At 57.6% G+C, this 20,425-nt stretch carries 16 protein-coding genes and 1 tRNA gene; 8 read left to right on the top strand and 9 right to left on the bottom strand.

Annotated elements, in window-relative coordinates; all coding sequences use genetic code 11:
* Positions 1-22 precede the first annotated feature (22 nt).
* Positions 23-1,207, bottom strand: a complete 1,185-nt coding sequence (locus CFB02_RS07465) for a pyridoxal phosphate-dependent aminotransferase (protein WP_014576796.1) — start codon at positions 1,205-1,207, stop codon at positions 23-25.
* Between the two features lie 183 nt (positions 1,208-1,390).
* Here CFB02_RS07465 and uvrB point away from each other — a divergent pair, with 183 nt between their 5' ends.
* Positions 1,391-3,451 carry an excinuclease ABC subunit UvrB gene (gene uvrB / locus CFB02_RS07460; RefSeq protein ID WP_088557509.1) on the top strand — a complete coding sequence of 687 codons (2,061 nt, stop codon included), beginning with the start codon at positions 1,391-1,393 and terminating at the stop codon, positions 3,449-3,451.
* On the opposite strand, the gene CFB02_RS07455 is transcribed toward uvrB, so the two are convergent.
* Positions 3,452-4,576 (bottom strand): GNAT family N-acetyltransferase/peptidase C39 family protein, encoded by a 1,125-nt coding sequence (locus CFB02_RS07455; RefSeq protein ID WP_088557508.1) that lies wholly within the window; start codon positions 4,574-4,576, stop codon positions 3,452-3,454.
* Positions 4,577-4,778: 202 nt separating this feature from the next.
* Between CFB02_RS07455 and CFB02_RS07450 the strand changes: the two genes are divergently transcribed.
* Entirely contained in the window at positions 4,779-6,278 is a 1,500-nt protein-coding gene (locus CFB02_RS07450; RefSeq protein WP_088557507.1) for a RimK family protein, read from the top strand.
* A 19-nt stretch (positions 6,279-6,297) separates the two neighbouring features.
* Here the strand turns inward: CFB02_RS07450 and CFB02_RS07445 are convergent, their stop codons facing one another.
* The gene (locus CFB02_RS07445; RefSeq protein WP_088557506.1) at positions 6,298-7,458 is read right to left on the bottom strand and encodes a cation diffusion facilitator family transporter; all 1,161 of its coding nucleotides are present in this window, start codon (positions 7,456-7,458) and stop codon (positions 6,298-6,300) included.
* A 409-nt stretch (positions 7,459-7,867) separates the two neighbouring features.
* On the opposite strand from CFB02_RS07445, the gene CFB02_RS07440 reads away from it, so the two are divergent.
* Entirely contained in the window at positions 7,868-8,887 is a 1,020-nt protein-coding gene (locus tag CFB02_RS07440) for a quinone-dependent dihydroorotate dehydrogenase (RefSeq protein WP_088557505.1), read from the top strand.
* A 172-nt stretch (positions 8,888-9,059) separates the two neighbouring features.
* Here the strand turns inward: CFB02_RS07440 and rmf are convergent, their stop codons facing one another.
* The gene (rmf, locus tag CFB02_RS07435) at positions 9,060-9,272 is read right to left on the bottom strand and encodes a ribosome modulation factor (protein ID WP_008172042.1); all 213 of its coding nucleotides are present in this window, start codon (positions 9,270-9,272) and stop codon (positions 9,060-9,062) included.
* 319 nt (positions 9,273-9,591) lie between these two features.
* On the opposite strand from rmf, the gene rlmKL reads away from it, so the two are divergent.
* On the top strand, positions 9,592-11,766 hold the full coding sequence (gene rlmKL / locus CFB02_RS07430; protein ID WP_088557504.1) for a bifunctional 23S rRNA (guanine(2069)-N(7))-methyltransferase RlmK/23S rRNA (guanine(2445)-N(2))-methyltransferase RlmL: 2,175 nt from the start codon (positions 9,592-9,594) through the stop codon (positions 11,764-11,766).
* 111 nt (positions 11,767-11,877) lie between these two features.
* Here the strand turns inward: rlmKL and CFB02_RS07425 are convergent, their stop codons facing one another.
* Both CFB02_RS07425 and CFB02_RS07420 read right to left on the bottom strand, forming a co-directional pair.
* The gene (locus CFB02_RS07425) at positions 11,878-12,486 is read right to left on the bottom strand and encodes an outer membrane beta-barrel protein (RefSeq protein ID WP_088557503.1); all 609 of its coding nucleotides are present in this window, start codon (positions 12,484-12,486) and stop codon (positions 11,878-11,880) included.
* 107 nt (positions 12,487-12,593) lie between these two features.
* Positions 12,594-13,079, bottom strand: coding sequence for a hypothetical protein (locus CFB02_RS07420; protein ID WP_014576806.1), 486 nt, complete (start codon positions 13,077-13,079; stop codon positions 12,594-12,596).
* Positions 13,080-13,200: 121 nt separating this feature from the next.
* On the opposite strand from CFB02_RS07420, the gene CFB02_RS07415 reads away from it, so the two are divergent.
* A complete protein-coding gene (locus tag CFB02_RS07415; RefSeq protein WP_088557502.1) occupies positions 13,201-14,490 on the top strand; it encodes a M18 family aminopeptidase in 1,290 nt (429 codons plus the stop codon).
* Positions 14,491-14,546: 56 nt separating this feature from the next.
* Here the strand turns inward: CFB02_RS07415 and CFB02_RS07410 are convergent.
* Positions 14,547-14,622 (bottom strand) — tRNA-Asn (locus CFB02_RS07410).
* 168 nt (positions 14,623-14,790) lie between these two features.
* On the opposite strand from CFB02_RS07410, the gene CFB02_RS07405 reads away from it, so the two are divergent.
* Positions 14,791-15,660 (top strand): YheT family hydrolase, encoded by an 870-nt coding sequence (locus CFB02_RS07405; RefSeq protein ID WP_227519355.1) that lies wholly within the window; start codon positions 14,791-14,793, stop codon positions 15,658-15,660.
* 7 nt (positions 15,661-15,667) lie between these two features.
* On the opposite strand, the gene CFB02_RS07400 is transcribed toward CFB02_RS07405, so the two are convergent.
* Positions 15,668-16,297 (bottom strand): arylesterase, encoded by a 630-nt coding sequence (locus CFB02_RS07400; protein WP_088557500.1) that lies wholly within the window; start codon positions 16,295-16,297, stop codon positions 15,668-15,670.
* A 63-nt stretch (positions 16,298-16,360) separates the two neighbouring features.
* On the opposite strand from CFB02_RS07400, the gene CFB02_RS07395 reads away from it, so the two are divergent.
* Complete coding sequence (locus CFB02_RS07395; RefSeq protein ID WP_041645164.1) at positions 16,361-17,080, top strand: ABC transporter ATP-binding protein; 720 nt, start codon at positions 16,361-16,363, stop codon at positions 17,078-17,080.
* Positions 17,080-19,566, top strand: a complete 2,487-nt coding sequence (locus tag CFB02_RS07390; protein ID WP_088557499.1) for an ABC transporter permease — start codon at positions 17,080-17,082, stop codon at positions 19,564-19,566. The genes CFB02_RS07395 and CFB02_RS07390 overlap by 1 nt, the downstream gene beginning before the upstream one ends.
* A gap of 12 nt (positions 19,567-19,578) precedes the next feature.
* Here the strand turns inward: CFB02_RS07390 and CFB02_RS07385 are convergent, their stop codons facing one another.
* Positions 19,579-20,361, bottom strand: a complete 783-nt coding sequence (locus tag CFB02_RS07385; protein WP_088557498.1) for a substrate-binding periplasmic protein — start codon at positions 20,359-20,361, stop codon at positions 19,579-19,581.
* Between the last annotated feature and the right edge of the window lie 64 nt (positions 20,362-20,425).

The raw sequence follows: 20,425 nt of genomic DNA, 5'->3' as shown, positions 1-20,425 counted from the left end.
GTCAACCCCTGGCCAGAACTTTTTAGCCAAGCGCTTTCTGAAGACGTTCGACAGCCTTTTCCAGGTTTTCCATGCTGGTCGCAAAGCTCAGGCGCATATGGCCAGGGCAGCCGAAGGCGGAACCCGGAACCAGTGCTACGCCGGCGTCGGTCAGCAGTTTCTCGGCGAATTCAACGTCGGTGCTGACGCTGGAATCGGCATCGATGGCGCCCTGGAAGCTGGGGAACACATAGAAGGTACCGTCGCCGTTCAGGCATTCAACGCCTGGCAGCTTGTTCAGTGCTTCTACCAGCCAGTCGTGGCGTTCCTTGAAGGCCTTGACCATCTCGCCCACGCAGCCCTGATCGCCATCCAGCGCAGCCTGTGCCGCTGCCTGGGAGATGGAGGCCGGGTTGGAGGTGCTCTGGGACTGAATCTTCTTCATGGCACCGATGATTTTCGCCGGGCCCGCGGCGTAACCGATGCGCCAGCCAGTCATGGAGTAGGCCTTGGATACGCCGTTCAGTACGAAGGTGCGGTCATACAACTCAGGCGTGGCGTTCAGGATGTTGCAGAACGGTTTGCCGGTCCAGAGGATCGGCTCATACATGTCGTCAGTGGCGATCATGATGTTCGGGTGCTTCTTCAGCACCTCGCCGATGGCCTGCAGCTCTTCGAGGGTATAGGCCATGCCGCTCGGGTTCGAGGGGCTGTTGATCACGAACAGGCGGGTACGCTCGGTGATGGCGTTTTCCAGCTGCTCCGGTGTGATCTTGAAGCGGGTTTCAGCACCGGTTTCGATAATCACGGGTTTGCCTTCAGCCACCAGCACCATATCCGGGTAGGACACCCAGTACGGAGCAGGGATGATGGCTTCGTCACCCGGGTTCAGTGTGGCAAGTGCGAGGTTGAAAAAGCTCTGTTTGCCACCACTGCTTACCAGTATCTGGTTGGCTTCGTAATCCAGGCCGTTGTCCCGTTTGAACTTCGCAATAATCGCTTTTTTCAGGGCTGGCGTACCATCCACGGCAGTGTATTTTGTCTGGCCGTTATTGATGGCTTCAATGGCTGCCTGTTTGATGTGATCAGGTGTGTCGAAGTCCGGCTCGCCGGCACCCAGGCCGATAATGTCCTGGCCTGCTGCGCGGAGTTCCGCGGCCTTGTTGGTGACTGCGAGGGTGGGAGAGGGCTTGATAGCCTGTACTCGGCTGGAAAGTTGAAGGTCCAAACTTGCGCTCCTTAAAGCTGCGTCTGATAGGGCTGCGACCGCCGGGTGCCAGAGCTGCTGGCTGATTTACGCCCAGCCGTCGATCGCACTGATGGTATCATGAAGCCAGTGTATCGCTAAATTTCTCGAATGGCAGGGGCTGTTTCGCCCGTGCGTCGGTTTTACCGGAGGTTTCCGCCAGTTATGGCCAGTAATCAGGCAAACGTTTCCGCCAGAGAGGGTGTGTTCCAGGTTGATTCACCGTTCCAGCCAGCGGGCGATCAGCCCAAGGCAATTGAGGGGCTGGTGGATGGTATACACTCCGGTCTGGCACACCAGACGTTGCTGGGGGTAACCGGCTCCGGCAAAACCTTCACCATCGCCAATGTTATCCAGCAGGTCCAGCGGCCCACCATCATCATGGCCCACAACAAGACCCTGGCCGCGCAGCTCTATGGTGAGTTCAAGGAGTTCTTTCCGGACAATGCGGTGGAGTATTTCGTTTCCTACTACGACTACTACCAGCCAGAAGCTTACGTTCCCTCGTCGGACACGTTTATCGAGAAAGACGCCTCTATCAACGAGCACATTGAGCAGATGCGTCTGTCTGCTACCAAGGCATTGTTGGAAAGACCGGATGCCATCATTGTGGCGACGGTGTCGTCTATCTACGGCCTCGGTGACCCCCAGTCTTACCTGAAGATGATGCTGCATCTTGACCGGGGCGATCAGATCGATCAGCGATACATCCTCCGGCGCCTGGCCGAACTTCAGTACACCAGGAACGATATCGAGTTCCACCGGGCCAATTATCGGGTTCGGGGCGATGTGATCGATGTATTCCCGGCGGAATCCGAGAAGGAAGCTATCCGCATCGAGCTCTTCGATGACGAGGTTGAGAATCTCAGCTATTTCGACCCGTTGACCGGTGAGGTCCTGCGCCGAGTGCCACGGGTCACCATCTACCCGAAATCGCATTATGTGACGCCCCGGCAGACGGTGCTGGATGCGGTCGAGCATATCAAGGTTGAACTGGATGAGCGGCTGCAGCAGCTGCGGGACAACAACCGCCTGGTGGAAGCTCAACGCCTGGAAGAGCGCACCCGGTACGACATCGAAATGATGCTGGAACTGGGCTATTGCAACGGCATCGAGAACTACTCGCGCTATCTCTCGGGTCGCCGCCCGGGTGAGGCACCGCCGACACTGTTTGATTACCTGCCGCCCAATGCCTTGCTGGTGGTGGATGAATCTCACGTGACCATTCCCCAGATCGGCGCCATGTACAAGGGCGACCGGTCCCGGAAGGAAACCCTTGTTGAGTACGGTTTCCGCCTCCCATCGGCGCTGGATAACCGACCCATGAAGTTTGAAGAGTGGGAGCGAATTGCGCCCCAGATGATCTTCGTATCCGCAACCCCGTCCACTTACGAGGCCGAGCATGCGGGTCAGGTGGTGGAACAGGTGGTGCGCCCCACCGGCCTGCTGGACCCGGAAATCGAGGTGCGTCCCGCGTCTACCCAGGTGGACGATCTGCTCTCGGAAATCCACACGCGGGTGAAGGTGAAGGAACGGGTTCTGGTGACCACGCTGACCAAGCGTATGGCCGAGGATCTCACCGACTTCCTGATGGAACACGACATCAAGGTTCGCTATCTGCATTCGGACATCGATACCGTAGAGCGGGTGGAGATCATCCGGGACCTCCGGCGGGGGGAATTCGATGTGCTGGTGGGCATCAACCTGCTGCGGGAGGGGCTGGACATGCCCGAGGTTTCGCTGGTGGCCATCCTGGATGCTGACAAGGAAGGTTTCCTGCGCTCCGAGCGCTCACTGATCCAGACCATGGGGCGTGCGGCACGGAATGTTCACGGCAAGGCCATTCTCTACGGTGACCGGATTACAGGCTCCATGCAGCGGGCCATTGATGAGACAGAGCGTCGCCGGTCCAAGCAGGAAGCTCACAACCTGGAGCAGGGCATTACCCCGCAGGGCCTGAACAAGAAGATTGCCGACATCATGGAAGGTGCCGGAGGCGGCGGTCGTGGCCGTCGCAAGGCCGAGCGCCCGGGGCAGAAAGCAGCCGAAGAGGCGGAACAGTATCGGGCCAAGGCTGGCAATCGGTCGCCGGAGGAAGTCCTCAAGGAAGTGTCCCGGCTTGAGGATGAAATGTACAAGGCCGCTTCCGAACTGGATTTCGAGACGGCTGCGCGTCTTCGTGATGATATTGCCGAGCTGAAAGAGGCGGCATTGCGGACCGGCTGATCAGGCCGGTCGCTTGGGCCCTACGATGATCGCAGCTTGCAATGGCTGGTTTCTGCCGTACCGTGAAATCTGGCTGAACACCCGGCGGTCGACTGGCAGATATTGTTTGTCGGCTACCGTTTCGCCAACCTCCACGTCAATTTCCGGGTCGTGCAGGTACACAAACTGGTCATCGATCGCGCACACGGTCACCCAGTGAGGAACCCGGCTTCGGTTCAGTTGCCAGGTGCTGATCAGGATGACCGGAACACGCCCGTCGTGCAGGGCCTCTTCCATGGCCTCCAGGGTTAAAGGATCATGGTGCAGTTGAATGTCTGTCTGGCCGATGTCGTGCAAGAAACCTTCGTGGACCAGCTCCAGTACCCTTTTTTTGTCCTCATTGCGGACCGTGTCCTTGAACAAGGCGCCTTCCATGCTGATCCAGGCGCTGGCTTCAAAGCCTCGATTCCAGGCCGATAGCGCAAGGCCATGAGGCCCACAACCTCCGTGGCCGGAAAGCATGAAAATGGTGGTCGCCTCTCGCCAGATTTTCAGTTCTTCCAGGCTGGTGAGAGGTTGCTGCTCATCCAGAGCTGCCATCGCCATGATCAGCGCCGCCGGCCCGCAGGAGAAATCCGTGGTCTGCGGATAGTAGGGAACGGCCGGGAATTCTCTTGAAGGCTCGTAGAACAGAATCCGTCGCTCGAAGCGAAGGGCGTCTCCGTGGTCTTCGTAATAGTCCCGGTAGGTGCCGAACTGGCGATAGCCCAGGCGCTTGTAGAGATTGATGGCGCCTCTGTTATCCTCGCGGACTTCCAGACGCATGATGATACGGCCAGCGTCCACCGCCTCCGATTCTGCCTCCCGTACCAGTTTCTCGCCCACGCCCTGGCCACGCACAGCCGGAGATACCGCAATGGAGTAGATCCGGGCGAGCCGGGTGGCAGCGCTCATCAGAACCAGGCAGTAGCCCACCAGCTCGCCATCGGCCTCGGCCTCGGCCACAATCAAGCGGTCTCTGGGCATCTCCAGAAAACGGCGGAAGCTACGCCTGGAAAGCCGGTCTTCGGCGAAGCACCGGTTTTCGAGCAAGACCAGGGCGTCGAGATCCTTGCTGGAGGCTTGTCGGAGCTGGAAATCAGGCATTGAGAGACGGCCTTGAAAAACGCGGGGGAGGGCATGCTGGTAGGCTTCCCGTACTCCGCTATTATGTGTGAGAGTCAGGGTAACGCAAAGACCGCAAGGATGCGTAAAAGCACGCATTATTCGCCGATTGTGCAGCGATTGTGACCGGCGTATTGTGGCCTCAATTACCACAGGCAAGACCTTTCAGGGAGGAATGCCTTCAATGTCCCGATTGCTTATCGTAGTGGACCGCGCCAAAGACTGGGCGCCTTATTACCCCAGTGAGGACGTGCTGACGTTTGATCAGTACCTCCAGTTCTCAGCTCCGCCCGCCAGCCGGGTAAGGGTCATCAACCTGTGTCAGAGCGCCCGTTACCTGAGCAAGGGGTATTATTGTTCACTCCTGGCAGAGGCCCGTGGTCACCATGTCGTACCTTCGGTGATGACGCTCAATGATCTCGGCCGCAAAGGACTGTTTTCACTTGAGCTGGAAGAGCTTGATGAAAGCGTCATCAACTGGCTCGAAGCGGCGGGTTCCGCTATTGACCCTGCCAGCGATGAGCGCGCGGCCACCCATGAAGTGCGCATTCGGACCTACTTTGGCCAGGCTGAGCACCCCGATCTGAAGCCGGTCGCCAGGGCGCTGTTCGAGCGGTTCCCTTGTCCAATTCTTGAAATTGTTTTCAAGCGCCGCAAGCAGTGGCAAATCGAGTCCATGAAGCCGGCGGCTCCGGCGGATCTGGGCGAGCAGGAGCAGGACGTGTTCGCGGCGGCGCTGGATCGTTTCAGCAGTATGGTCTGGCGTAAGCCAAGGACCCGACGCCGTTACCGCTTTGATCTGGCGGTGCTGGTCAATCCTGATGAGGAAATGCCGCCGAGTGACAAGGTTGCCCTGAAGCGCTTCGAGAAGGCGGGCCGTAAACTGGGTATTAACGTTGAGCAGATTACCCGCCGGGATTATATGCGGCTGCCGGAATACGATGGGTTGTTCATTCGTGAGACCACTGCCATTGACCATCACACCTACCGGTTTGCCCGCAAGGCGGCCGCTGAGGGCATGGTGGTCATTGATGATCCGGTGTCGATCCTCAAGTGCACCAACAAGGTGTTCCTTGCAGATCTCCTGAAGAACAACAAGGTTCCCACGCCGAAGACACTCATCCTGTCGAAAGATCAGAAGAATGCTGTCGAGCAGGTCATCAGTGAGCTCGTTTTTCCGGTGGTCATCAAGATCCCCGATGGCGCGTTTTCCCGCGGCGTAACCAAGGCCGAAGACGAAAAGACCCTTCGTGCCGGACTGAGAGACCTGTTCAAGCAATCCGCCCTGGTGCTGGCTCAGGAATACCTGTACACCGATTACGACTGGCGCATTGGCGTGCTTGGTGGGCGGGCCATCTACGCCTGCAAGTACATGATGGTGAAAGGCCACTGGCAGATCTATCAGCACAGCGAATCCGAGAGTGAGAGCGGTGGCTTTGAGACCATGCCCACGTATGAGGTGCCAAGGAATGTCATTCAGGCGGCCCTGAATGCCACCAGACTGATCGGCAACGGGTTGTACGGTGTGGATATCAAACAGTCAGGCAACCGGGTTGCCGTCATCGAAGTCAACGATAACCCGAGTATTGATGCGGGCGTGGAAGACCGCTTCCTGGGGGGCGAGCTCTACACCCTGATCATGCAGGAATTTCTTTCAAGGATGGAAGAGAACAGGCGTCGCTAGGTTCTATGGCCGGCTGCTGTCAGGGGCCGGCCACCCAGACTCGGACACTCCCAAACCACGCGTAGTCACCAAGCGCTTCCTTGATGTTGGAGGATGAGAAGACGGTTTCACCCTCGGGGCTGTCCAGGAACAGCTCCAGGTGCACCTTGTTTTTCAGGTAGTGCAGCCGGAGCCGGCTGTATTGTGGCAGCTCTCCCAGGTGCCGGGCCATCCTGGCCCGGATGTCTTCACGGGAGGGCAGGCGCTCGGAGGTCAGCGGCTGATCTTCGTCGTTTTCGGCGTCGATGTGGAAGTTGATGTCCCGGATGTTGTCCAGGGCATCCCGCATTCCCGAGACAACCTGCATGCCGATCTGATGCCCTTCCGATACGCTGATTTCCGGGCGAACCACCAGGTGAATATCCAGCAGAATGTCGTGCCCCATACGACGGCTGCGAAGTTCGTGCACGTTGCGCACTCCGTCTGTGTCCCGGGCGATACTCTTGAGCATCTCCGTGTCCTCCTGGGAGAGGCCGGTATCCACGAGTTCCTTGACGCTGTCCCAGGTAAACTTCCAGCCAATGTGGATAATGATGCCTGCGATCACCACCGCCGCGAACACATCAAGCCAGACCATGCCGAGCATGGCGCCGGCCGTGGACACCAGAACCACGACTGAGGAGAATGCATCAGTACGGCTGTGCCAGGCGTTGGCGATAATCAGGTCCGAGCGGATCTTCAGGCCGACATGGCGTGTGTATCGGAAAATCCATTCTTTACCCACTACAGACGCAGCAGCTGCCACCAGAACCGGCCAGCCAGGCACGGTATCCACGCCGCCCTCTATGAGGCGTAGGGTATTTTCCCAGGCCAGGGCGGCGCCAACGGCAATCAGGATGCTGCCCAGAACCAGAGTGCCGAAGGTTTCGATTCGCTGATGGCCGTAGGGATGGTCGTCATCCGGCTCCTGACGCGATACCTTCATGACGCCAAGAACTACCAGATCAGAGGCGACATCCGTAAAGGAGTGAATGCCATCCACCAGCAGCGCCTGGGAGTTAAAAAGAGTGCCGCCAATGACTTTTATGACCCCGAGTACGGCATCGAGAATCATTCCGATAATGGTCACGCGCGAGGCTGCCTTCATTTCGCCCGCGAGGTTTTCCCTGTGCTGTTGGGCGGGGGAAGTCGGCTCTTGCATTGAAGCACTCCAGATCTGTAGACAGGTGCCAGTATAACGTTATTCTTACGGGCTTTGGCAGGGGTGGCTAAAAGAGGGGATTTCAAGTGATTTATGCACATCATTGCAGAACGATGACTGGGTAACATTTTGTTTAGTATTTGTCGACAGTCATGACAAAAATATATAAGCCATTGAAAATAAACATAAAAATAACTGGTTAAAAAATGATCAATTTGTAGATTGGCGCAGTTATCAAGGGATGGCAACCGTTGCCCCGCGATTTTCAACAGGTTTATCCACAGATTCCGTGGAAAAGGTCATGAGAGTGCCATGATACAGTCATTTACAGCTGATTTAGTTCTATCCCGGGATGCTGTGGAAAACTTCCGGTATACTCCGCCCACTTGGATAAGGGGAGTTTTTTCAGATGTACGGCGTTATCCGCAATCTGCTTTTCCGCCTTCCAGCGGAGCAAGCTCACAATGTTGCATTGAATGGTCTCGATCTTGCGCACCGATTAGGCGTTTTGAACGCTTTTTCACCAAAGATAGATTCATTTCCAGTGAATGTTATGGGGCTGGATTTTCCGAACCCCGTCGGGCTTGCCGCAGGTCTGGATAAGAACGCCGATCACCTCGATGCGCTTGGCGCCCTGGGCTTCGGGTTTATTGAAGTCGGTACCGTGACGCCTCTGGCGCAGCCCGGCAATCCCAAACCACGGATGTTTCGGCTGCCGGAGCATCAGGCCATCATTAACCGGATGGGTTTCAACAACCAGGGGCTGGACCATTTGCTGGCCCGTGTGGATCAGCGCCGCTACAGGGGCGTGCTTGGAATCAATGTTGGCAAGAACAAGGACACGCCCAACGATCAGTCTGAATCCGATTACCGGAAGGGGATATCGGCAGTTTACAGTCGGGCCGATTACATAACGGTGAATGTGTCCTCGCCCAACACGCCCGGTCTTCGGGATTTGCAGTTTGGAGACTCCCTGAAGGGCCTGCTGGAGGCCATCAAGGACGAACAGCTCCAGTGTGAGAAGGAGCATGGCCGGTATGTGCCTGTGGCTGTGAAGATCGCCCCGGACATGGATGATGACGGTATCCGCTTCGTGGCATCCGCCCTGCGTGAGACGGGCCTTGATGGCGTGATTGCCACCAATACAACGATCAGTCGGGATGCCGTGGCAGGTCATACCCATGCCGATGAGGCTGGTGGCCTCAGCGGCGCACCGGTGCGGGAGGCTTCTCTCAGGGTCATCCGAGGGCTTTACGCGGAACTGGGGGAATCACTTCCGATTATTGGTGTCGGCGGCATTATGGACGGTGAAAGTGCAGCCGAGAAAGTCCGGGCCGGTGCCAAGCTGGTTCAGATCTACACCGGCTTTATTTACCGGGGGCCTGAACTTATTAAAGAGGCTGTTGAGGCGATCCGGCAGGTGAAGTGATTTACTGCGCCCCATAACGAAGGTGGGCCCGCTTAGCGGGCCCGAGCGGGGAATGAACCCCGTGGCGCTTCATCGCATGGTACGGGGCGGGAGGCCCCGTTTGGGTTGCTCTGAGTACTGCGTCAAATTGTGTGTAAAAAGATCAGATTAAGAATCGGGGTTAGTTGAGGCGTCACGCTGTCGTAACGTTAGCCAGTTTATGGATGCCGGATACGCCGGTCATGCCCTCCCATTGATCTGTGCGGCCTTCTCGCCACCCGTTCAGCCATTCCTGGCGAACCTCCGCCTGTTCAATCGGGCAGCTGTCTTTGGATTTTCCGGACACGCCAGCGAGATAACCCCGCTTGAATGCACGAGCGTACATGTCTCTTTTCTGTCTTTTCATGCCGTTCCTCACTGATGGATTAACAGAACAAGCGTATACACATCTGCAGTGGCTGCGACCAGTGTTATCCGCTCCGGGATAACCCACTATTGTCAGCTCAAGCCAGAGCAGTCAGGATCCTGTTAACGGAAGGTTTGAACCCTTCCGGAACGACGCGTCACTTACAAGGTAAGTCGAACCTTTAGCGGATGTACACTAATTATTTCATCTATGTGACGCTTTTTTTATAGTTATATGAACTAAAAATTTTGCTGCGATTTTCGGAATAGCCTTTATTTCGGAAACTTACCTCAAGCTGTCCAGGAACCAGGAGTTGAACTTGTCCAAATCTGTATTTTTCGTAACCTGCCCGAAGGGGGTGGAATACCTACTGGCGGACGAGCTCAGCACCTTTGGTCTGGATACCGTACGCAATGCCCCGGCCGGGGTCTGGGTAGAAGGTTCTCTGGAGGGGGGGTATCGCGCCTGTCTATGGTCGCGTCTCGCCAACCGGGTGATCCTTCACATTGATGAAGTGGATGCCAACAGCGGCGACCAGCTCTATGACGGCGTTGTTCACATGGACTGGCAGCAGCACATTCCTGTGCATGGCAGTTTCCGCGTTACCTTCCTCGGTCAGAACGAGGCCATCCGCAATACGCAATATGGCGCTCAAAGGGTCAAGGACGGCATTGTGGACCGGTTTCAGGCCAATGGCGGACCGCGGCCTTCAGTGGATGCCAAGAACCCGGATGTCATTGTCTCCGCGCGACTCAATCGTGGCCGCTTGTCCCTGGGCATTGATCTGAGCGGGCATAGCCTGCACATGCGCGGCTATCGCACGGATCAGGGCATGGCACCCCTGAAGGAAAACCTGGCCGCGGCATTGCTGATGCGAGCGGGCTGGCCGGAGATCGCCGCCGCCGGCGGCGACTTCGTGGACCCGATGTGCGGTTCAGGCACCCTCGTGGTTGAAGCTGCCATGATGGCGCTGGATATGGCGCCCGGCCGCAAGCAGGAAAGGTTCGGTTTCGAGAAGTGGCCGGGCCATCAGCCGGAGCTCTGGTTATCGCTGCGCCAGGAGGCGGAGCGCCGCGCCCACGAGGGCAAGCAAGGGCGGATCCCGAGAATGGCGGGCTTTGATCAGGATAGCCGGGTCATCGGGACCGCCTGGAAAAACATCCAGAGGGCAGGCCTGGAGAATGTTGTGCACGTTGAGGCTCGCGCAGTCGATGCCCTGGAGCTTGAAGGCGACTGGTCTGATCAGGGGCTGGTCCTCACCAACCCCCCTTACGGTGAGCGGTTGAGTGAGCGCAGGGAGTTGGGCGGCTTGTACCAGGCCCTGGGCGACGCGGTTAAACGCAGCGTCCCAGGCTGGCGCCTCGGGGTATTTACCGGGGCCCCGGAATTCGGCAAGTCCATCGGATTGAGAAGTTACAAGCAATACCGGCTTTTCAACGGCAAGCTGCCCGCCCAGTTGCTGCTGTTCGAGATAAATGAAGTGAGCGCCATGACACCGAGGACCCCGGATATTCCCGGTGAGGTCACCCCTCGGATTGCCAATGAGGAACGCGCGGCCATGTTGCGCAATCGTCTCAAGAAGAACGTGAAGACCATTGGGCAGTGGGCAAGAAAGCAGGGCATTGATTGCTACCGCCTCTACGATGCCGACATGCCGGAGTTTGCGTTGGCGATCGATATCTATGAGGGGCGGGTGCACGTGCAGGAGTATGCGGCCCCGAAATCGGTGGATGAACGTGCTGCTCGAGAACGCCTGGCGGAGGCCCTTGCAGTCATTCCCGAAGCACTGGGAGTGGAGCCGGAGGATATGGTGTGCAAGCAGCGCCAGCGGCAAACCGGCACCAATCAGTATGAGAAGCAGGCAGTCAGTGGCGAGTTTTTCGGGGTTCACGAACACGGCTGCGTGTTGAAGGTGAACCTCAAGGATTATCTGGACACGGGTCTGTTTCTGGATCATCGTCCGGTGCGGCACTGGATTCAGCAGCACTCGGCAAACCAGCGTTTCCTGAACCTGTTCTGTTATACCGGCGCGGCCACTGTTCACGCTGTTGTTGGAGGTGCCAGCCGCTCGCTCAGTCTGGATATGTCAAAGACGTATGTCGGCTGGGCCGAGGAGAACCTTGCGCTGAACGGAGCCGACCCCAAGAAGCATCGGGTAGAGCAGGCAGACTGCCTGGCCTGGCTGGCAGACCGGAAAACGGCGGACCAACGGTTTGACCTGATCTTCATGGATCCGCCGACCTTTTCCAACTCTGCCCGTATGGCCGGCGTTCTGGATATCCAGAAGGATCATCCCACGCTGGTCAGGCAGGCCATGGCAAGGTTGAGTTCCGACGGGTTGCTGATCTTTTCCAACAATTTCCGACGCTTCAAGCTGGACGAGACATTGGAAAGCGAGTTCGAGGTTGCTGAAGTGACGCGGGATACCCTGGACAAGGATTTTCAACGCAACGCCCGGATTCACCGGTGCTGGCATATCCGCCACAAGGCGTAACCACTATCGAATAGTAGGTCGGATTAGCGCAGCGTAATCCGACAAGTAATCATTGGCATCAAGTATCAGCAGATTGTCGGATTACGCTGCGCTAATCCGACCTACATCATATTAGAACTCGTAACGCACGCCACCAGAGAACTGGAAGGTATTTACATCCGTTCCGGTGTCTTCGAAGAGCTTGCCGCCCTCGAACACCAGGAACGTATCGTCCAAAACTTCGAAGTCGAGCCCGGCAATCCAGCTTACGTTGAAGCCGCTGTCCGGGAACTCGCCTTCGAGATCCAGGTAGGGGTTGTTGCGATCATTTGCGGGATCGCTGATCTCGCCTTCGCCGTGGATATAAGAAAAGCCGAACTGGCCGTAGAGGTTTGCATAGTCGGTGATCGGGTAGTGCAGGCCCATGTACCAGCTGGCGTAGTAGTCAACGCTCAGCGTCAGGTCGCTGTCCGGTACCTCGGCGTCTTTGAAGCCACCACCGGCCCGCAGCTCGGCGTGAAACAGATCGGTTATGTGGCCACCCACAACCAGTGTTCCGCCTGTGCCCCAGGCGGTTTCCTTGGTGTTTTCACCGATGGTGCGGTGGTTGTAGTTGGTTGCCAGCAGCCCGATGTAGTGTTTGTCGGCCCTTGGCGTTTCCTGGGCCAGGGCGGCCTGGGATGCGAGGAGCAGGGCAGGGACAAGCGGACAGACGAGGGGCGTTCGCACAACCTTGTTCATTGTTATCGGGCTTCCTGACATGGGCGAATACGGGCTGATTCTGCCTCGTGTAACCGTTTGTTACGTCGACCCGTGTCACACTTCCCCCTGTCAATTCCTGCTGTTTCTCAATCCTCGTCGAACAGGCCTTCTTCCCGCGCCATCAGCAGCAGTGCGTAGACGCCATTTTCAGGCAACTGGGGTTCCAGGCTTTCCTCGAACAGAAGCTGGCGGCGGCGGTCTTCCAGGGTTTCGCTGTCCAGGCCGGTGATCAGCTCACTGATGGGTGCGATTTCGAACGGGGCCTCCTGTGCCACGGCCGTGAAAATGAGGTCTACCAGAATCTCGTCCGGATCGAGGCCGTCTACGAAGACGGTCTGGTCGGGCAGATCCTGGTGCAGTTCCCGGGCCAGCTCGATCAGGGGCACGCCCTGTTCTTCAAGGTAGAGAAGGTCGACATCACCCAGGTCACCATCTTCCGGGAGCCAGTCGTCGGAAGGGGCGATAACCACGGTTTTCATTCGGCCGTCTTCCAGCGACCAGGCCATGGCGGTGGGAAAAAGCGCATCGTCGGTCTGGCAGTATTCAATGTCGAGAAATCTCGGTGCTGGCACGTTGGGCTCCCGGTGATGGTTGATTTGTGACCCGGTTATAGGGAATGTCCGTTGACGCAGTATGAGGCTTTACGGCTTCATGCCATACTGTTGGCGCAATTATCTTTTAATCAGGGACATCATGGAACACGCTGAATTTAACAAAGATTTATTGAAGTTTCTGAACACTTCCCCCACACCCTGGCATGCGGTCGACACCATGAAACAACGGCTGAGTGCGGCCGGGTTTCAGGAGCTGGATGAGCGGGAAGACTGGTCGCTGGTGAGCAACCAGGGCTATTACGTTGTCCGCAACGGCTCCTCAATTATCGCCTTCCGAACCGGCAGCAAAGATGTCACCACCTCGGGAATCCGCATGGTGGGTGCTCATACCGACAGCCCCTGCCTGAAGGTCAAGCCGAACCCTGAGCTCCGCCGCAAGGGCTTCTTCCAGTTGGGTGTCGAAGTATACGGTGGTGTGCTGCTGAATCCCTGGTTTGACCGGGATCTTTCCCTGGCCGGTCGGGTGACGGTGCTGGACGAGGACGGCAAGGTAAGGGACACCCTGGTGGATTTCCGTAAGCCTGTCGCATTTATTCCCAGCTTGGCAATCCATCTTGATCGAGAAGCCAACAGCAATCGCACGGTTAACCCACAGACCGATCTGCCACCGGTTCTGATGCAGGTTCCTGAGAGCGATACCACCAGCTTCGTGGATCTGCTGTCCCAGCAGGTCAAGTCGGAGACCGGGCTCACTGTCCGCAAGGTCCTGGGTTACGAGCTCAGTTTCTACGATGCCCGTGAAGCCTCGTTTGTCGGATTGCGTGATGATTTCATCGCCTCGGCTCGGCTGGACAACCTTCTGAGTTGTTACATTGGCCTCCAGTCGCTGCTGAAAACCTCCGGCGACGAAGCCGCGTTGCTGGTCTGCAACGATCACGAGGAAGTTGGCAGTATGTCTGCCGAAGGTGCACAAGGGCCGTTCCTGACAGCGGTTCTGGACCGCTGGGTCGGCGCTGGAAAGGCTCGCGCTATTGCCAACTCGATGATGGTGTCGGCGGACAATGCCCATGGCATTCATCCGAATTACATGGATAAACATGATGAGAATCATGGCCCGATTCTCAATCAGGGGCCGGTGATCAAGGTCAACCATAACCAGCGGTACGCCACCAACAGTCGATCGGCAGCAGTATACCGGCACATTAGTGACGAGCTGGGGTTGCCTCACCAGACCTTTGTGGTTCGGAGCGATATGGGCTGCGGCAGCACCATTGGGCCCCTGACGGCGGGGAACCTGGGTGTAACCACGCTGGATATTGGCGTGCCCCAGTTCGGTATGCATTCCATTCGGGAGCTGATTGGCACCGAGGATGGGTTCACGTTGTTCCGCGTGCTGAGCGAATTCATGCAGCGCGAGCAGATTTTCTGAGGCCGTAAGCGAAAAATGCCGCTGGTTCAGAAGAATCAGCGGCATTTCGGAATAAGTGGCTCCCCGAGCTGGGCTCGAACCAGCGACAAACGGATTAACAGTCCGTTGCTCTACCAACTGAGCTATCGGGGAACAGCATCAAGTGGCGCGCATATTAAGCGCTTTGGTTTACGGGGTCAACCCCCTGATATGAAAGGCTAAAAATTGTACGAAAGCAGGACTCTTCACTACCGGCCCCCGCCGTGGTTGCGCAATGGCCACGTTCAGTCTGTCTGGCCCACACTGTTTCGCAAAGTCCCGATGGTGGAACCGGAGCCGGAAGTGATCGCCACACCGGATGACGACGAACTGCACCTGGACTGGTACCGGCAGGGTAGCGATCGCCTGGCCATCGTGTCTCACGGTCTGGAAGGTCACAGCAGGCGGCCCTACGTGCTTGGTTTAACTCGCGCCCTGCTTCGGGAAGGCTGGGATGTTCTTGCCTGGAACTTCCGCTCTTGCGGCGGGGTTATGAACCGGCAACCGAGGTTCTATCACAGCGGCGCCACCGAGGATCTCGGCCTGGTGGTCAACCACGGTTTGTCAGGTGCGTACGACACCCTGTTTCTTTCCGGGTTCAGCATGGGGGGCAATCTGACGCTGCTTTATCTGGGCGAACAGGGCGAGCGTGTTGATAGCCGGATCTGCGGAGCCGTTGCCTATTCGGTTCCCTGCGACCTGGCCGGCAGCGCAGATATGCTGGCGTTGCCCAGCCGAAAGATCTATATGCAGCGCTTTCTCCGGGATCTGAAGGTAAAAATGGAGGAAAAGGCGGAGAGGTTCCCGGACCTGATTGATATTTCGGGGTTTGATGCCATTCGTAGCTTTCATGAGTTTGATGACCGCTACACTGCGCCTCTGCACGGTTTCCGCAATGCCCGGGATTACTGGGCCCAGTGTTCAGCATTGGGGCGCATGCGAGATATCCGTGTGCCGGCGCTGATGGTGAACGCCGCCGACGATCCGTTTCTCTCGGCGCGCTGTTTCCCTGAATCCCGGCGGGAGCTTGGCGCTCATGTGCGCCTCGACGCTCCTCGTTGGGGCGGCCACGTCGGGTTTGTCGAGCATTCGAAAGATGGCTTTTACTGGTCAGAGCGCCGTGCGCTGGCATTCCTCCAGGGATTGACCTGAACCATCTTTATTGCAGGATCGGTTTGAGTACCGGCCAGACATTTTCCAGCAGTTTGCCCTGGGCTTCCTCGGTAGGGTGAATCCCGTCGTCCTGCATCAGCCCGGCCTGGTTGTAGATGCCGTCCAGGAAAAAGGGAACCAATGCGGTGTCGTATCGGTCAGACAGCTTCGGATAGATGTCGGCAAACATCTCCGTGTAGCGCTGTCCGTAGTTGGGAGGTATCTGCATGCCCACCAATACGGCGAGAGCACCCGAGGTCTGGACCTTTTCGATCATGGAGGCGAGATTGGATTCGATAACGTTGGGGGGAAAGCCGCGAAGGCCATCATTGCCGCCCAATTCAATGACCACGACGTCGGGCTCGTTCTCCGCAAGGAGATCAGGCAGCCGGCGGGCACCGCCATCCGTGGTTTCTCCGCTGATGCTGGCATTGACCACTTCCCAGTCGTTCAACCCTTTGCTATCGAGCCGGTTTCTAAGCAACTGCACCCAGGCAGTTTCGGAGGGCACTCCATAGGCCGCACTGAGGCTGTCACCGACGATGAGCAGCGTGTTCTGGCTGGCCACTGCCGGCAGAGCCAGCACGGCAAACACAAGAAAAAGAATTGATCTGACGTACACCAATGCCGTATGCATAGACAACCAATACACCTTTAAGCCGTTTTTCGAGACCCAGGATCGGGAGATTCCGTGAATCAGATGACCAATGTTAACCCGGATAGCCAGAGCCCAATGTTACGGGTAGATAATCTGACCCATCGCGTCAGTGTTGAAACCGATACGCTCACGATCTTGCAGGGGGTCACTCTCGAAATCAATCGGGGAGAATCCGTAGCCATTGTCGGGCGCTCCGGTTCTGGTAAAACCACCCTGTTGGGTTTGCTGGCGGGTCTTGATACGCCCAGTGAGGGGACGGTGGAGCTGGACGGCTCGGTGATCAGCAAGCTCAGTGAGGACGAGCGGGCAAAACTCCGCGCACACAGGGTCGGGTTTGTGTTTCAGTCCTTCCAACTCTTGCCGGCGCTAACCGCGCTCGAGAACGTTATGTTGCCGCTGGAGCTTGCCGGCATGGCCTCGCCGGAGAAAAGGGCCCGTGAGCTACTGGAACGGGTAGGGCTTGGCGAACGGCTGACCCACACACCCAGACAGCTCTCCGGTGGTGAGCAGCAGCGGGTTGCCATCGCGCGGGCATTTGCGTCTGAGCCGCTGATCCTGTTCGCTGACGAGCCGACGGGTAACCTGGATAACCGCACCGGTCAGGCAGTGTCCGATCTTTTGATGGCGTTGAACCGGGAGCAGGGCACAACGCTGGTGATGGTAACCCACGATGAACACCTGGCGGCTCGCTGCAATCGGCAGTTCCATATTGAAGCCGGCGTTCTGACCGAACCGGAAGCAGCGCAGGAGATGGCGCACTGATGGCTGCTGCAAAAAAGCTCATGTCGGTTCGCCGGGACTGGCGGGAACGGGATGTTCGCGTCGTTCTGGCCGCTCTCATCATTGCCGTTGCCACTGTCGCCACCATTGCCCTGTTTGCCAGTCAGCTTCAACGCACCCTGGTTTCTTCAGCCAGCTCGTTCCTGGCAGCGGATCGCCAGCTTGAGGCAGAGAATGGCCGACCGATTCCGGACGCCTGGCTTCAGGAAGCCTCCGATCAGGGCCTGAAAACCGGTCGAATGGTGGAATTCTCCACCATGGTGTTCGGTGACGAGAATTTCCAGCTGGTGTCAGTCAAGGCCGTGAGCAATGAATATCCGCTTCGCGGCGATATCGAAATCCAGCGGGACCCGACCGGTACCCGGGAGCTGGTAAATCAGGGGCCCGGGCCGGGAGAGGTCTGGATCAACCCGCGTTTGCTCAGGCTGCTGGATCTCGAAGTCGGCGAATCGCTTGAAGTCGGTAATCTGAATCTCACCGTGTCCGGCCTGCTCATCCGTGAGCCGGACGGCGGTTTCCGGCTGTCGGCACTGGCCCCCCGTGTGATGATGCATGTGGATGATGTGCCCGCCACCGGGGTCATCCAGGAGGGCAGCCGGGTTGAATACGTCTACCTGTTTGCCGGTGATGAAGCTGCGCTGGAATCGTACTACCAATGGTTGGAACCCAGACTCGAGCCCAGTCATGAATGGGCGGGTGTCCGGGATGGCGAGACCTTCTCGCGCTCACTCGAGCGAGCCGAGCGATTCCTTCTGTTGGGTGGCAGTCTTGCGGTCCTGCTTGCAGCCGTCGCCGTGGCTGTGGCGAGTCGTCAGTATGCCCTTTCCCAGCGCGATACCGTGGCACTTTTGAAAACGCTGGGGCTCAGCGGTGCAGGGATTGGCGGTTTGTACCTCAAGCGCCTCGCGCTCTGGGGTATCACCGGGATTGTGGGCGGACTGTTGGTCGCGATGCCGCTGTACTGGTTGCTGATTCACATGCTGAGCCAGGTGCTTGAGCGCCCGGTGGAATTTCAGCTCGATCCGTCCGCATTGGTGCCCGCCTTGCTTACGGCACTGGTCTCTCTGTTTGCGTTTGCCTATCCTCCCGTTCGCAGGCTTCGCAACGTTCCGGCGATGCGTGTACTGCGCAGCCAGCCCGGTGAAACCGGTCGTGAGGCCCTGCCGGATATGATAATTGCCATTGTGGCGGTTTTCGGGCTGGTGTGGATGTATGCAGGCGAACTTGCGCTGGTGGTTTCCCTTCTGGGGGGGCTTGCGTTGCTGCTCGGGGCACTCGGCCTGGTGGGTTGGCTGTTGGTGGCAACACTGCGTAAGGTCCGTGGCGGTGGTAACGCCTGGCGTTTGGCCCTGGTGGGGCTGTACCGGCATCGCAGGGCCAGTCTTTCCCAGATTGCCGTATTTGCGATGACGTTGATGCTGGCGGCCACGCTGATATTGGTGCGGACCTCTCTGCTGGCAGACTGGCAGGCCCAGTTGCCGGATGACGCACCCAATCATTTCCTGATCAATATCGCACCGGAAGCGGTCGAGGACGTCGATGCGTTCTGGCAGGAGCGTGGCCAGCCACTGGACAAGCTTTACCCGATGGTTCGAGGACGTTTGACCGAACTCAATGGCCAGCCGGTCAAGGAAACGGTCAGCAAGGATGAGAATGTTAACGCTCTCAACCGTGAACTGAACCTGACCTGGATGTCGACCTTGCCGGACGACAACGAGATCGTCGAAGGCGGCTGGTTTGACGAGAACCAGAAAGATGGCGTTTCGGTGGAAGCGGAACTGGCAGCACAGCTTGGCCTGGTACTGGGGGACAAGTTGACCTTTACCATCGGTTCCGAAAAAGTGACGGAAACCGTTACCAGTATCCGAACGGTTCAATGGGACAGCATGAAGCCCAATTTCTACATGGCATTTCCGCCGGAGGGCGGCCTGAGAGACATGCCAGCAACATGGATAACCAGCTTTCATCTTCCCACGGATAGAAAGGATGCCCTGAATGAGTTTTCTCGGCAGTTCCCGACCGTATCGGTACTGGAAATCGATCACATTATCGAGCGAATTCAGGAAATTGTGCGACAAGTAACCCAGGCGATTGAAGCCATTCTGGCGCTGATCCTTGCCGCCGCGCTCGTGGTGATGGCTGCAGTCGTCAGTGCAACGCTTCAGGATCGACAGCGGGAAGGCGCGCTGCTGCGAACACTGGGCGGGCGCCAGAGATTGCTGGTTCGCAGCACCATGCTCGAATTTGCGTTGCTGGGTGGTTTCGCGGGTGTGCTTGGAGTGGTCGCCGCCGAGGCGGCAGTCTGGGCGCTTCAGTTCAGGATGTTCGAAGGCACGTTCCAGTGGCACTGGCACGTGGTGCTGCCGATCCCAATCGTCAGCGCCGTTGTTCTTGCCCTGTTCGGCCGCTGGCAGCTACGGCCGGTGTTGAGTGTATCGCCGATGCTGTTGTTGCGACGCCTCGAGTAGCGCCAGGCGGCTTCAGCGGTAGTTGGCGAGAATGGCATCCAGCTCGCCATTCGCCTTCATCTTCGCCAGTTCTTCGTTGAACTGGCTGGCAAAGGACTGCCAGTCTTTCCGCAGCATCAGCCGGAACCCGTAATTGCTGATGCTTTCGTTGCTGATGTCGAAATGCTGCCGCAGGCCCTCGTTTCTGAGAATCCACTTTCCGACGAGTCGGTCGGCGACCGCGGCGTCGAAGCGGTCACCGTGCAGTACGAAGGTGAACATGTCCTTGTCTCTGGAAACATCAAAGCGGCGAATCCGACCTTCCTCGAAGTAGGGCTCAAGCAGCGGATAACGGTAGCCGAGGTGGGTGACAATGGTTTTGGAGATCAGATCGTCCGGGCTCTCGTAGTAAAAGCTGGATTGTGCTGGTACAAAAAACACTTCCTCGATGTCGACTATCGCATCGGTAAACAGGAATTTCTCCGGGTCGTCCGCCCACTCCCGGGCCCTTGGTGTGGCATCGATGTACCCATCAAGCAGCATCTGATCTACACGTTTACGGGGGATTTGTTCAGCGATTACCCGGTACCCCAGCCTCTGGGCTACCTCGGACACCACATCCCACATGATTCCCGATGGTTCGCTCTGGTCACTGATGAGATAGGGTGGGTAGCCATTGGGCGAAATATTGAAACGGAAAACGTTTTGTTCGCCAGAGGAATCCTGTGAGGCAAAAACTCGCGAGAAAAGTGCATTCAGTACAAGCAAGAGGCAAAAAAACGTGGCGCAAACGGGGCGGGGATATCGGTTTTGCATGTGGTGGGGCTCTCTACGGAACAGTACTGTAGGTGGATAATGAACCCGGCTATCATCCCTGCCA

The sequence above is a fragment of the Marinobacter sp. es.042 genome, assembly GCF_900188315.1.
Classification (GTDB): Bacteria; Pseudomonadota; Gammaproteobacteria; order Pseudomonadales; family Oleiphilaceae; genus Marinobacter.
The sequence above is the reverse complement of the archived record's forward strand: the minus strand, read 5'-3'. Positions and strand labels throughout refer to the sequence as shown.

Bases quoted from the DNA above. Each gene is read 5' to 3' on its own strand.
- CFB02_RS07440 (WP_088557505.1), top strand. From the start codon at position 7,868: ATGTACGGCGTTATCCGCAATCTGCTTTTCCGCCTTCCAGCGGAGCAA.
- CFB02_RS07445 (WP_088557506.1), bottom strand. From the start codon at position 7,458: ATGCAAGAGCCGACTTCCCCCGCCCAACAGCACAGGGAAAACCTCGCG.
- CFB02_RS07390 (WP_088557499.1), top strand. From the start codon at position 17,080: ATGGCTGCTGCAAAAAAGCTCATGTCGGTTCGCCGGGACTGGCGGGAA.
- CFB02_RS07415 (WP_088557502.1), top strand. From the start codon at position 13,201: ATGGAACACGCTGAATTTAACAAAGATTTATTGAAGTTTCTGAACACT.
- CFB02_RS07395 (WP_041645164.1), top strand. From the start codon at position 16,361: ATGACCAATGTTAACCCGGATAGCCAGAGCCCAATGTTACGGGTAGAT.
- CFB02_RS07455 (WP_088557508.1), bottom strand. From the start codon at position 4,576: ATGCCTGATTTCCAGCTCCGACAAGCCTCCAGCAAGGATCTCGACGCC.
- CFB02_RS07400 (WP_088557500.1), bottom strand. From the start codon at position 16,297: ATGCATACGGCATTGGTGTACGTCAGATCAATTCTTTTTCTTGTGTTT.
- rmf (WP_008172042.1), bottom strand. From the start codon at position 9,272: ATGAAAAGACAGAAAAGAGACATGTACGCTCGTGCATTCAAGCGGGGT.
- CFB02_RS07425 (WP_088557503.1), bottom strand. From the start codon at position 12,486: ATGAACAAGGTTGTGCGAACGCCCCTCGTCTGTCCGCTTGTCCCTGCC.
- CFB02_RS07405 (WP_227519355.1), top strand. From the start codon at position 14,791: ATGGTGGAACCGGAGCCGGAAGTGATCGCCACACCGGATGACGACGAA.
- CFB02_RS07450 (WP_088557507.1), top strand. From the start codon at position 4,779: ATGTCCCGATTGCTTATCGTAGTGGACCGCGCCAAAGACTGGGCGCCT.
- CFB02_RS07385 (WP_088557498.1), bottom strand. From the start codon at position 20,361: ATGCAAAACCGATATCCCCGCCCCGTTTGCGCCACGTTTTTTTGCCTC.
- uvrB (WP_088557509.1), top strand. From the start codon at position 1,391: ATGGCCAGTAATCAGGCAAACGTTTCCGCCAGAGAGGGTGTGTTCCAG.